This is a genomic window from Pseudomonas sp. AL10, assembly GCF_029960685.1.
GTDB classification, from domain to species: Bacteria; Pseudomonadota; Gammaproteobacteria; order Pseudomonadales; family Pseudomonadaceae; genus Aquipseudomonas; species Aquipseudomonas lactis.
On sequence record NZ_JASBQZ010000018.1, the window covers coordinates 81,988 to 94,516 of the forward strand.

10 protein-coding genes and 4 tRNA genes are annotated in these 12,529 nt (G+C 59.0%); 8 read left to right on the forward strand and 6 right to left on the reverse strand.

The genetic code is table 11. The features are described from left to right. The first annotated feature begins 237 nt into the window (after nt 1–237). From QK296_RS17795 to QK296_RS17810, 4 genes are all read left to right on the forward strand, one after another. Nucleotides 238–313: transfer RNA gene (locus QK296_RS17795), tRNA-Glu, on the forward strand. 3 nt (nt 314–316) lie between these two features. Beyond that, a tRNA-Gly gene (locus tag QK296_RS17800) sits at nt 317–392 on the forward strand. A gap of 105 nt (nt 393–497) precedes the next feature. Continuing rightward, nucleotides 498–573 (forward strand) — tRNA-Glu (locus tag QK296_RS17805). A gap of 3 nt (nt 574–576) precedes the next feature. Next, nucleotides 577–652, forward strand: a tRNA-Gly gene (locus tag QK296_RS17810). Nucleotides 653–731: 79 nt separating this feature from the next. On the opposite strand, the gene QK296_RS17815 is transcribed toward QK296_RS17810, so the two are convergent. Further along, complete coding sequence (locus tag QK296_RS17815) at nt 732–1,523, reverse strand: LuxR C-terminal-related transcriptional regulator (protein ID WP_120247743.1); 792 nt, start codon at nt 1,521–1,523, stop codon at nt 732–734. Between the two features lie 137 nt (nt 1,524–1,660). On the opposite strand from QK296_RS17815, the gene QK296_RS17820 reads away from it, so the two are divergent. The 3 genes from QK296_RS17820 to gltS all read left to right on the forward strand — a co-directional run bounded on the left by QK296_RS17820 (nt 1,661) and on the right by gltS (nt 4,672). Then, nucleotides 1,661–2,764, forward strand: a complete 1,104-nt coding sequence (locus QK296_RS17820) for a polyamine ABC transporter substrate-binding protein (RefSeq protein WP_003190082.1) — start codon at nt 1,661–1,663, stop codon at nt 2,762–2,764. Nucleotides 2,765–2,792: 28 nt separating this feature from the next. Next, a complete protein-coding gene (locus QK296_RS17825; RefSeq protein ID WP_032892595.1) occupies nt 2,793–3,080 on the forward strand; it encodes a hypothetical protein in 288 nt (95 codons plus the stop codon). A 380-nt stretch (nt 3,081–3,460) separates the two neighbouring features. Continuing rightward, nucleotides 3,461–4,672: a sodium/glutamate symporter gene (gene gltS, locus QK296_RS17830; protein ID WP_003190086.1), complete on the forward strand. Its 1,212-nt coding sequence runs from the start codon at nt 3,461–3,463 to the stop codon at nt 4,670–4,672. A gap of 5 nt (nt 4,673–4,677) precedes the next feature. On the opposite strand, the gene QK296_RS17835 is transcribed toward gltS, so the two are convergent. Beyond that, nucleotides 4,678–6,168, reverse strand: a complete 1,491-nt coding sequence (locus QK296_RS17835) for a PLP-dependent aminotransferase family protein (RefSeq protein WP_003190087.1) — start codon at nt 6,166–6,168, stop codon at nt 4,678–4,680. A 77-nt stretch (nt 6,169–6,245) separates the two neighbouring features. Between QK296_RS17835 and QK296_RS17840 the strand changes: the two genes are divergently transcribed. Further along, entirely contained in the window at nt 6,246–7,907 is a 1,662-nt protein-coding gene (locus QK296_RS17840) for a M24 family metallopeptidase (RefSeq protein ID WP_282391133.1), read from the forward strand. Between the two features lie 185 nt (nt 7,908–8,092). Here QK296_RS17840 and QK296_RS17845 read toward each other — a convergent pair whose 3' ends face one another. From QK296_RS17845 to QK296_RS17860, 4 genes are all read right to left on the reverse strand, one after another. Then, nucleotides 8,093–9,832: a dipeptidase gene (locus QK296_RS17845; protein ID WP_003190089.1), complete on the reverse strand. Its 1,740-nt coding sequence runs from the start codon at nt 9,830–9,832 to the stop codon at nt 8,093–8,095. 166 nt (nt 9,833–9,998) lie between these two features. After that, complete coding sequence (locus QK296_RS17850; protein ID WP_232964720.1) at nt 9,999–10,427, reverse strand: hypothetical protein; 429 nt, start codon at nt 10,425–10,427, stop codon at nt 9,999–10,001. 155 nt (nt 10,428–10,582) lie between these two features. Continuing rightward, entirely contained in the window at nt 10,583–11,800 is a 1,218-nt protein-coding gene (locus QK296_RS17855) for a phospholipase D-like domain-containing protein (protein ID WP_003190093.1), read from the reverse strand. Between the two features lie 56 nt (nt 11,801–11,856). Continuing rightward, nucleotides 11,857–12,504 carry a MotA/TolQ/ExbB proton channel family protein gene (locus tag QK296_RS17860; RefSeq protein WP_094775077.1) on the reverse strand — a complete coding sequence of 216 codons (648 nt, stop codon included), beginning with the start codon at nt 12,502–12,504 and terminating at the stop codon, nt 11,857–11,859. Between the last annotated feature and the right edge of the window lie 25 nt (nt 12,505–12,529).

Below are 12,529 nucleotides of genomic sequence, written 5' to 3' on the forward strand. Positions count from 1 at the left end.
TGCACATTGCCATCATTTGCCTGGGTGAACTATAGCGCCTTGTCGAACGCCAGAATATAGGCGCCAAGGCTCGGACGGTACCAATGCCCGCGAAGGCCGTGAAACCATGGCGAAGTCATTGATTTAAATAAATTTATCCTTGGGGGTTGACGACCTTTCAATCCATCCATAGAATGCGCGCCACTTACAGCGTAAAGCACACAGCGAAACGCGGTAGGGAGTGAATGTTGTACGTGTGTCCCCTTCGTCTAGTGGCCTAGGACACCGCCCTTTCACGGCGGTAACAGGGGTTCGAGTCCCCTAGGGGACGCCATATGCGGGAATAGCTCAGTTGGTAGAGCACGACCTTGCCAAGGTCGGGGTCGCGAGTTCGAGTCTCGTTTCCCGCTCCAATTTACAAGCAGTGTGGCCCTCGGGCGGCATTGAGTGAAACCAGGACCAAGTCTTCGGACAAGGCCTCTGGGCACTGGAACACACACCATGTGTTTCAGTAGCGTGTCCCCTTCGTCTAGTGGCCTAGGACACCGCCCTTTCACGGCGGTAACAGGGGTTCGAGTCCCCTAGGGGACGCCATATGCGGGAATAGCTCAGTTGGTAGAGCACGACCTTGCCAAGGTCGGGGTCGCGAGTTCGAGTCTCGTTTCCCGCTCCATATTTAACGAAAACGCCGATCAGTGATGATCGGCGTTTTTGTTTGTGCGCAATTTACCTCGCCAGCGCACCGCCCCCCTTCAACGCGTCGATGTAATCTCCTGCCGTGGCATAAAAAACCGCGCAAACAGCTCCGACTGAGATTTGATATTCAGCTTGCTGTAGATATTGCGGCGGTGAACCTTGATGGTTTCCGTCGACAGCGACAGCTTGCCGGCGATCTCTTTGTTGGAGAACCCACTGAGCAGTAACTTGAGCACGTCTTTTTCACGCGTCGTTACGTGTGTTTCCAACTGAGTAAGTGCCTCGGCCCATGGGGTCGGCTCGGTGAGGTTTTTTGCCGGGTCAGTTTCAAAGCCCATGCGTTGATGCATCATTGCTGTTACCCACGGCTTGATCATGTCCAATACCGTTATCTGAGCCTGGGTGAAGCGCAGGTTGCTGCCAAATGACATGCACAACGTTCTGTCGGCATCGAGCCGTACGTTGTATTGCGCCTCATCGACCGAGATGTACTGCGCAAAATATTGTTGGTAGTACTCGGTTTCCCGGAAGTGTTCCGGCGCAATATCGAGCAGATGGAAGAACCCGCTCTGCGGGTTTTCTCGATCAGCGATATAGAACGGGTCCAGCAGATACAGGCCTTTCACATAGCGATGAATAAAGGCGTCGATTTCTTCGCTATCGGCCACCTCGGGCAGGCTGATCACACGCACTGCGTGGTCACCGAAAACCAGCACCACCCAATTGTCTATCTGCACATATTCATTCAGTACCCGAATCAGCGAACTCCAGAACTCCGGGCGATTGAGCTGCATGATCAGTTTTCCAACTGATCGGTGCCAAGCCAGGCTATGAAGGTCAAGCGACATGTTCTACCCCTTTAGGGTTAGGGCTTTGCAGGCCAGAGCTAAGTACTTGTAGGTATTTACTATTCGTCGAGGCTCGGTATATTCACCCCGAGCTTACGATAGCCATGAAGGCGCGTCGTGTGGACAGGGATAGTCATATGAGTCGAGCACACTTGCGAGCTATTTTTTTAGCGTCGTTTATGGGCGCTGCAATCAGCACGCCCGCAGCCGCCGCTGAAAATTCGGTGTATCTGTATAACTGGTTCGGCTTTCTTGAGCCGCAGACGCCCAAGCAATTCCAGCAGGAGAGCGGCATCAAGCTGCATATGGATGCTTTCGACAGCGCCGAAACCATGCAGAGCAAGGTCATGGCTGGGCGCACCGGTTATGACCTGGTGGTGGCCACCTCCAATGTATTGCCCGGCTTGATCAAGGCCGGGGTGCTGCAGCCGTTGGATCGTGCGCAGTTGAGTAATCTGTCGCACATCGACCCTGACATCCTGTCCCTGCTGGCGGTCAATGACCCCGGTAACCGCTACGCCGTGCCCTATGTCTGGGGTACCACCGGCATTGGCTACGACGTGGATAAGGTCAAGGCGGCACTGGGTGATGACGCTCCGGTGGACAGCTGGGACCTGATCTTCAAAGAAGAAAACATCAGCAAGCTCAAGTCCTGTGGCGTGGCCATGCTCGACTCCCCCAGCGAGATCATTTCCATTGCCTTGCACTATCTGGGGCTGCCCAGTAACAGCACTGACCCAGAGGATTACCAGAAGGCCCAGGCGCTGTTGTTGAAAATCCGTCCCTATGTACTCTATTTCGACTCTTCCAGAATCGACACCGACCTGGCAGACGGCAATATCTGTGCGGTCGTCGGCTGGGCCAATGGTGCACTGGCGGCGCAGGCGATTAATGAAAAGTCCAACAGTGGCCGCAAGATTGCCTACAGCCTGCCGCGGGAAGGGGCGTTGGTCTGGTCTGAAAACTGGGTGTTGCTCAAGGACGCTCGCCACCCCAAGGCCGCTCTGGCGTTCATCAACTACATGCTGCGGCCACAGGTGATAGCCAAGACGTCCAACTACATGCTTTATCCCAACGCCAACAAAGATGCCACTGAGTTTGTCGAGCAAAAATTGCGGGATAACCCTTGGATCTATCCCGATAAAAAGACCATGGCGACATTGGTTCCGCTTGAGCCCTTGCCGCTGAAGGCCGAGCGTATTCGCACGCGGGTCTGGACCAAGGTTAAAAGCGGTACGTGATGGGGATGGGGCCGGGGAGGGAGACAGCATGCGCCAGGGCGGTGATCAGCGCTATTTAGAGTCAGACGACTACAAGGCCTACAAAGAGATTGAAGAGCAGATCGGCCTGTGTACGCCAGAGCAGGCCTGGGCTATGTACTACGTTTCGACGGGCATGGTGCGGGAAAACATTACCCTGGCGGTGATGGAGCATATTGGCCGGGGCAATCGAGCTTTGCTGCTTGAGTTTCCAGACCTGGTGCGAGTTGCCGGGCGTGACGCTGAGCCGGGGGCGCTCGCCTCCAACTGGCCTTTGCTGCGCAGGCGTCGTCGATAACTCTGCTGGGTGTACCTCTCGAGGGGCGATACGCAACATCGATACGAAACTGAACCCGTGACGGACTGACAGCCGGCGCTGATCTAACTGACACACCACGATCCAAATGTGGGAGCTGGCTTGCCTGCGAAGACGGCCTGACAGCCGACGCCTATCTCCCTGACACCCCGCGATCAAACTGTGGGAGCTGGCTTGCTCGCGAAGGCGGCCTATAGAGTTGTATAGATACCTATGCCTATGGGGAGGCGTAGCTCGGTTGTAGGTTATTATTGTGAGGCTTGTAGGGAAAGTCTGCATTTTTTGTAGGGTCGATGCCTTTTCGCCCTGTGTTCTCTACTCTGGCCACCCATTCTCCCTGCCCACTTCAGAGAACTGACCGGATGCTTCAACTCGATTTTTATTCAACCCTCGTTGCCGCTTCACTGGTGCTATTGCTGGGACGCGGGCTTGTGGCCCGTATCGGCTTTTTGCGTACTTACAATATTCCTGAACCGGTAGCCGGTGGCCTGTTGGTCGCCATGCTGCTCCTGGCGTTGCGCGGGTTTGCCGATATCGAAGTACGCTTCGATCCTTCATTGCAAACCCCGTTGATGCTGGCGTTCTTTGCCACGATCGGTTTGAACGCCGATTTTGCCAGCCTGAAGAAAGGCGGACGTATCCTGGCAGTGTTTTTGCTGGTGGTAACGGGCTTGCTGGTGGTGCAAAACGCCATGGGTATCGCGCTGGCGTCGGCACTCGGGCTTGACCCATTGATGGGCTTGCTGGCGGGTTCGGTGACCTTGTCCGGTGGGCATGGCACCGGCGCGGCCTGGGGGGCGGTGTTCAGTGAGCAGTATGGCGTGGCTTCGGCGTCTGAATTGGCGATTGCCTCGGCGACCTTTGGCCTGGTGCTCGGCGGCCTGATCGGCGGGCCTGTGGCGCGTTTTCTGATCAAGCGGGTCGAGGTGCCAGGTATTGGGCAACCGCAGTCGAGCCTGGCCAAGGGGTTTGAACAACCGAATGAAGAGCGCCTGATCACGGCGTTTTCGTTTATCGAGACCCTGGCATTGGTCGCGATCAGCCTACAGGGCGGCAACTTGCTGAATGCCGCCATCCAAGGCACCGCTTTCGAATTGCCGACGTTCGTGTGTGTACTGTTCGTGGGTGTCGTACTGCGCAATGGGCTGTCGATGCTCGGCTGGCATCAGGTGTTCGAGCGCGAAGTCTCGGTGCTGGGCAATGTCAGTTTGTCGCTGTTCCTGGCGATGGCGCTGATGTCGCTCAAGCTCTGGGACCTGGCGGCACTCGCCTTGCCGATCGTCATTCTGCTGGCCGCGCAGGCATTGCTGATGGCGCTGTTCGCGATTTTCGTGACGTTCCGGGTGATGGGCCGCAACTATGATGCGGCGGTGCTGGCGGCAGGCCATTGCGGTTTCGGGCTTGGTGCAACGCCCACGGCGATTGCCAATATGCAGGCGGTGACGCAGCGCTTTGGGCCTTCGCAGATCGCGTTTTTGGTGGTGCCGATGGTGGGCGCGTTCTTCATCGATATCGCAAACGCCGTGGTGATCAAGTTGTACCTGGCGCTGCCTTTCCTGGGCACTGCTGGGTAAGTTTTTCAGCGCCTGCCCACGGTGTTCATCGCCTGGGCCAGGCGCTGCGTGGCTTGCTGGATTTCGTCCCGGTCGAGAGAGGCAAAGCCCAGGCGCAGAGCGTTTACCGGCTGGTCGTTGGGTGAAAACTGACGACCGCTGCGCACCACGACGCCGTGGTCCAGTGCGGCGTTTGCCAACTTATCGACGTCTATTTCTTCCTCGAAACGTACCCATAACGCCAAGCCCCCCTCGGGCTCGCGCACCTGTATGCGAGCGCCAAACGCCTGGTCCAGGCAGTCTCGCAATACGGTGCGGCGCGCCCGATATTCTTTCGACACGCGGCGCAAGTGTTTTTTCAACTCCCCGTCATTGATCAGGTCTGCCAGCATGGCTTGAGCGACCGCATCGGCATCGCCCAGCATCAGCGCGGCATTGCGCTGCAGGGCTTCAATCACAGAGGTGGGCGCGACGATATAACTGCAGCGGAACGTCGAGCCTAGCACCTTGGACAACGAGCCGATGTACAGCACATGGCGTTGGGCGCGGTCACTGGCCAGTGGTAGGTAAGGGCGGCCACTGAAATGATATTCGTGGTCGTAGTCCTCTTCGATAATGCAGAAGTCATGTAGCGCGGCCAACGTCAGCAAGTGCTGCCGGCGTGCAGCGTGCAAGCTCACGGTGGTGGGAAACTGGTGATGGGGTGTGAGGTAAATCATGCGCACCTTGTGCTCACGGCATAAGCGCTCGACCTGATCGGTGCGGCAACCTTCATCGTCGATGTCGACCGTGACCAACTGCGCGCCGAGCTTGCGGAAAATTTCCCACGCTGGCGGGTAGCTCAGGCGCTCCACCAGTACCACGTCGCCAGGCTTGAGCAGTAGGCTGGCACTCAGGTACAGGGACATCTGGGTGCCCTGGGTCAGGCAGATATTTTCGGCAGTGACCGTCAGCCCACGGTTGTTGCGCAGCATCTCGGCCAGGGCGCAGCGCAAGTGATAGCCGGTGCCTTCGCTGCCGTAGCGCACGGTATTGGAGGCGAAGCTGTTGCGCAATGCATGGCGATAGTAACGGTGCAAAACGGCTTGGGGCAGCAGGCGGTGGTCGCTGGTGCCGTTGTCGAAAAACAGCGCGTCGTGGCGATGCTCAAGCGCGACCACTTGGGCGTTATGGGTGAAATAGGGTACCCGTGGTTGCTCCAGCAACGGCGGCGCGAAAGACGGTTGGGTAACGCCGGGCAGCTGCTTGGGTGTCAGCTGCGCATTGACGAAGGTGCCACGGCGCGGCTCGCTGACCAGCCAGCCCTTGGTCATGGCTTCTTCGTAAGCCAGGATCACCGTCTTGCGGTTGACGTCGAGCAACTGCGCCATTTCCCGCGTGCCTGGCAGCAATGTTCCAGGTGGCAGGCGGCCCTCGAGGATGGCATTGACCAAGCCTTCGGCAATCTTGCGGTAGGACGCCTGGCCGGTGCCTTCTTCAAGCCGCAGCAAGGGGCGCCATTTACGCATCTGGACCATCTGAAGTATCCAAATCTGGAGGTTTTAATGGGCCTAGTCTAGCGCAACAATCAGGTCTCACTCATCCCGAGGTCTTTATGAATACACGTCATGTCATCGAACTCTCTCCCTCGGGGAAAACCTTTGACGCGGGCGACGAACTCTTGCTCGACGCCATGCTCGCCAGTGGCCTGGCCGTGCCGTTCTCTTGTCGCCGTGGCGCCTGCGGTTCGTGCAAGGTAGTGGTCGCTGAAGGTGCGTACCGGGCCAAGCGCCTGGCGCCGGGCGCGCCGCAGCCTTCTTATCCTTTGGCAGCCAATGAGATGTTGTTATGCCAGAGCCACGCCTGTGGCGACATGCGCCTGCATATTCCCGGCTGGTCGCTGGATACGCCCGCGCTGGTAGTGGCGGCGCAAGTGCACAGCAAGCGTGCGCTGGGGCCCGATGTGATCGAGTTGATATTGACGCCCGAAACCCCAGTGGCGGTGCGGGCTGGCCAATACCTCAAGTTCCGCCTGGCGGACGGTGACACGCGCTGCTTTTCGGTTGCCAACCTGCCCGCCGATGATGAAGGGCGGTTGGTCTTCCAGATTCGCCGGGTGAGTGGCGGGTACTTTTCCGAGGGGATCCTGGGTGGTCTCGTCGTGGGTGAGCGTCTGCACGTGGAAGGGCCGTTTGGTGCCTGTACCTGGCAGGACGATGATGCGGCGCCTGTGGTGTTATTCGCCACGGGCACTGGTTATGCGGGCATCAAGCCTATCCTGCTGACCGCGCTCAAGCGCGATGTCGACGTGACGTTGTACTGGGGCGGCGCGCAATCGGTGGATTTTTATGACAGCGCATTTCTCGACCACCTGATGCTTGAGCATCCTCGTTTTCGCTGGCATTGCGTGCGGTCATCCGAGGGCAGAGTGCAAGAGGTTGCAATGAGTCATGGGCATCAGTGGGAACAGGCCCAGGTTTATGCGTGCGGCAACGGTGCAATGCTCGGCCAGGTGCGCACCCATTGCCTTGAAGCGGGGTTGCCGAGCCACCGGTTTATCGCGGAGGCGTTTGTCGCCAGTGGGCGGTCAAGTGCGCAAGCAGTCTCCCTGTCGTTCGACGCGGTCTGGGAGAAAGTCGGTCCGCGTTATTCCTTGGACGGCATGTTGGCGGCGCGGGAAAAATCCAAGCGTGCCTTGGCGGCCATTGCCAGCCAGTTGAAGGTCGGCATGACCACCGGTGAGGCCCTTGAGATGGCCGCGAGGCAACTGCAGGCCATGGGCGCTTCGCACACTTGGCATCCGACGTACATTCGTTTTGGCGCCGACACTGTGCGCCCACCGCGCGAGGGCATAGATCGTCAGCGCAGGCTGCGCGCTAATGATATTGCCGTGGTCGATCTTGGCCCGGTGTGGGATGGCTACGAAGGGGACTATGGCGATACGTTTGTGTTTGGCGATGCGCCGTTGCATCAGGCCTGTACAACGGCCTTGCACGAAGTGTTCGATGAAACACGCCAAGCTTGGCTGCGTGGCCTGACCGGGCGTGAACTCTACGACTTCGCCGAGCAGAGCGCTGCGTCAAAGGGCTGGAGGCTGGCGCGCAACCTGGCGGGGCACCGCCTTGCGGATTTTCCCCATGCATTGTTCGAGAGCAAAGAGTTGGCTGACCTGGAGATCTCGCCCAGTGAAATGGCCTGGGTATTGGAGATCCAGCTGTGCCATCCCACCGAGCCGGTCGGTGGGTTCTTTGAAGACATGCTGATGTTGCAAGGCTGAAGAGCCTGCCATTGTTGCCGAGAATTGCGCTTATCTCGATTGCCCTGCAAAGCGAGATCTCGCCCACACAACCGATCCCCTGTGGGAGCTGTCGAGCTTTAGCGAGGCTGCGAAAGCGGTGGGTCAGGCGCTGAAGATTCTGCCTGTGCCGCCGCCATCGCAGCCTCGCCGGGGCTCCAGCTGCGTCAGAGCTTCGGCAACTGCCCGACGCGGCCCATCATTTCGGTGACGATCTGCAGGTCCAGCAAGAACTGCTCAACCGTCTTGAACTCGCTGTCCGTGTGCCCGGTGTACTTCTCTTCCGGGCGCGCCAGGCCGAATTGCACGCCGTTGGGCAGGTCATGCACGGAGGTTGCGCCGGCTGAAGTGCCGAACTTGTGTGCCATCCCCAGGTTTTCCGTGGCCACCGCCAACAAGGCCTTGACCCACTCGCCTTCAGGGTTGCGGTACATCGGCGTGTCGAGCGAGTACGTGAAGTTCACCTTGACCTTGGCATCCTGGTTCCAGGCAGTGAGCTTCTGCTCAATCTGCGCCTTGAGTGAATCAGGGGTTTTACCTTTCGGCGCGCGCAGGTTCACTGCCAGTTTGAAGGCTTTGTCATCTTGGCCCACAAAGGTCAGCGAGGTGGTCAGCGGGCCCATGAAATCATCCGCGTAGCCCACACCCAATTTGCCGCCCAGGTAATCCAGGCCCCAGTTGTCGGCGGCATACCGCGCGGCGTCGGTGATGTGGTTGTGCTTGAGGGCGACCTTGCCATCCAGGCTATGGATCAGCTCCAGCATGCGCGCCACCGGGTTGACTCCGGTTTCGGGCTCGGAGGAGTGCGCGGACACGCCGGTCACCGTGAGTTTGACGTCCTTGCCATCGACCTTGGCCGTCACCTGGAAATTGCCACCGTTGCGCTTGGCATAGTCGGCACCGGCCTGTTGCAGGCTGGCGGCCAATTCGGCGGGTGTATCGCTGACCAGCGTGGCCACCGAGGCCGATGGGATCTGGTTGTTCGCCTTGCCGCCGGTCATCGCGATGATCTCTGCGCCTTTGCCTTCGCCTTTGCGCACCGGGAAGGTGGCCATGACCGTCCCCGAGCCTTTCTCGGCAATCACCACCGGGTAACCGCCATCCAGCGCCAGGTTGTATTGCGGCACGGGATTGCGCTCGAAATAGTAAGGAATAGCCTCACCGGAAGTTTCTTCGGTGGTGTCCACCAGCAGCTTGAACGTGCGCGCCAGTGGCAGCTTTTCTTCCTTGATCACCTTCATGGCGTACATCGTCACCACGATGCCGTTCTTGTCATCCTCGGTACCGCGGCCATACATGCGGTCGCCGATCAGCGTGACTTTGAACGGGTCGAGTTTGGTGCCGTCTTGCAGCACCCAGTTTTCCGGGGTGACCGGCACCACGTCGGCGTGAGCATGCACCCCCACGACTTCATCACCGCTGCCTTCCAGGGAGATTTCGTAGACGCGGTTATCGACGTTACGGAAGTTCAGGTTGAAGGACTTGGCCAGGGCCTCGATCTTCGCGGCGATCTTGAGGAATTCCGGGTTATTGTATTGCGGCAGGCCGTCTACGTTAAACGTAGGGATCTCCACCAGTTCACGCAGGGTTTCGAGCGCGGCTTTGCCATATTTAACGCGGGTGTAAATGCCCAGCAGGCGATTGATCTCGTTCTGCTGCTCGGCGCTCAGGGTTTTGTTGCCCAGAAACGCGCTGATAGCAGTGCCGGTGTCAGCCGATTTGCCGAACTCGCCCTTAGCCAGGGTGCCGAGGAAACTGCGAAAATCGGTGACCGAGGTCTCGCTGAACTGCTTCAAGATGGCTGCGCTTTGGTCTGCGGTGATGTTAGCGGATGCGGGAGTGGCAACTGCCGACAGGCTCGCGGCGAACAAGGTGGCAGCCACCAGTTTTTTCAGTGGAAAGTGCATGGTTAAAGGCATTCCTTTGCAAAGTGAATGTAGGAAATATTCTGATCGTTATGTCAGAAACAATTTCACACACTAACACTGCAAAGGAACAGTAGGGGAGACCTTGAACAAGGAAAAATCCTACTTTAATAAACGCACCGTTCATTAGTCGCTGGCTTTTTCAGAGTTAGGGCCGAACCAAATACAAGGTCTGAGTGAAGGTACCATCGGGGTTGGGTTCGGAGCTCATTTCGCCGGTGGAACCGGCATAGGTGCCTGTGCTGCCGACGACGGCGACCACGGATTTTCCGGCTTCCAGTTCCTGGCCGGCGACTACCACGGTACCTGTAACAGCGCCACCTGAGCCGAAGAACAGTAACGTCCATTGGCATTGGCTGTGAACGCCTGGCCGTGTGCTGACACAGTAGCCACTGTTGCTGCCGATATCACGGCGGTCCTGATCCATCAGTGGTTGGTCGAACACGAACAGATCGCCCTGGGAAGGGCCAGGAGGGCCAATATCAACCGCGCTCTTCAAACCGCGGGTGCCGTCGGCGAGGGTGACCAGCGTGATGGGCTGACGGCTGTTGATGCAAGCTGCGAGGGAGATAAGCATAAGCAGCGTACAAGTGGTGCGAAGCAAAGCGGTTTTCATGGCTGTGGTCTCGTGGCAAGTGGACTCCGGACGCAGCACCGCTAAAGCTGCAGCCGGAAAATGCTAAGACTAGCGGCCAATCAGGAAAACACAACGCCGTGCCTGCGCGCCGTCACTTACCGCGTACCTGGGTGGGGAGGCGCATAGTCGGCCGACACATCCAGCGCTTTGGCATAGGGCCCATCCCACAGCTGTTCATGCAACTGGCCTACGCGCTTGGCCATCGCCTCACTGCGCATCACCACCTCCAGATTGCGCGAATTATCCAGGTAGCCGCCCAACCAATTGCTGGTGCCAACCCACGCCACCTGGCCGTCGACCTCCATGGTTTTACTGTGGATCACCCGCGCATAAGGGATAAAGCCTTGCTTGGCTTCGGGCAGGGTGACGATCTTGATCTCGACATTCGGCAGCACCGCCAGGCTCTTGAGATAAGGCAGCTCCAGTGGGTCGGTGTTCCAGTTGGACACCATCAGCTTGATCGACACGCCACGGGCAGCGGCGGCGCGCACGGCGTTGTCGATCACGGCGTAGTACGGCCGGGTGCGATCCGGTCCGTAGGACAGCGGCGCGTAGTCGAGCAATTGCACGCGCACTTCTTTTTTGGCTTCGCCCAGCAGGCGCGGCAGTTCCAGCTGTGAGTCGCCCACGCCGGGCGGGTTGTAGCGTTGCGGGCTGGCCACCAAGTAGTTGCCGGTACGTGCAGGTGCCTGGCCGCTGGCGGGTAGCGGCACCGGGTGTTTCCCCGCCAGCGCGGCCTGAGCTTGCCAGTCTTGCTCGAAGATCGCCTGCACCTGGCCCGCCACCGTTTCGTCAGTGATCCGCAGCCCGGTTTCGTGGATGTGTTCCAGGGCGCGCCAGTCGAAATTCTGACTGCCGACAAACGCTTGCTTGCCATCCACCAGCAGGTACTTGGCGTGGATGATTCCGCCGCTCAGTTGCCCGTAAGGCAGCACGCGTAAGGTCAGGTTGGGAATGGCGCGCAAGCGTTCCAGGGTGGCGGCGTCCGACAGCTTGATGCCTTTTTCTTCGAGCAGGAAACGAATCTTCACGCCGCGTTTGCCGGCGGCTTCCAGGTGATCAAGCACCTTGTTCATCACCGAACCTGGGTGGTCCGCGGCGTAGAACTGGCCGATATCAATGCGGCTTTTGGCGCCGTCGAACAGCTCGATCCATACCGGGCCGGGCTGGCGTAAATCGTCGGTGCTAAGGGCGGTGTCCACGGGCACGGTGTGCACCAGTTCAAAGCCTGGAATGGAAAAGTCCGCCTGGGCCAGCGGACTGAGGAGCAAGCCGGTCAGGCCGGCGATACGCAACTTTATCGAAAGGGACATAAGCGTCTCATCGCACCAAAGGAAAAGGCGAGCGCCCAAGGCGCCCGCCCTGCAGGTCAGGCCGTGCGGCTGTGCAGCGGGGTCGGCGCGCGATGGGGCACTTCATCCTGTGCGCGGGCGCCGGTGGCGGCGCGGATCAACAGAATCTTCAACTGGTCGTTGATGCGCTCCAGGCTGTCCTGGAAAAAGTTGTGAAACACCACGCAAAACAGCGCGATGGCGATACCTAATCCCGTGGCAAACAGGGCCGTCCCGATACCCCCGGAAATCTGCCCTGGGTCCGACACGCCCGCGGTGGCCAGCGCCTTGAAGGTGTCTATGATGCCGAGAATGGTACCCAGCAGGCCCAGCAGCGGGGCGGCGGTGGTGATGGTCTCGATGATCCACAGGCTGCGGGCCAGTGGGGCGCGGGTCTTCAGGTACTGGGTATCGATTTCGTCGTCCAAGTCTTTGCGCGAACCGTGGGTTGCCTTCTGGGCCAGCACCGGCAAGATCATGTTCAGCGGCAGGCTGTCGCGACGGGTCAGGTTTTCCGGCAGGTCGCGCTCGCTGTGTACGTTGGCGCCCAGGGCGTCGATCAATGCGCGAGCCTGGCGGCGTACGTAGGCGAAGTAGATACCGCGTTCGATGGCGATGAAGATCGCAATGGCCATCGCCGCGTACATCACATAGAAGGTGACGTCGTGGAGCAGGTTCATATCCATGATGGTGTTCCTCTTGAGGTGAGTC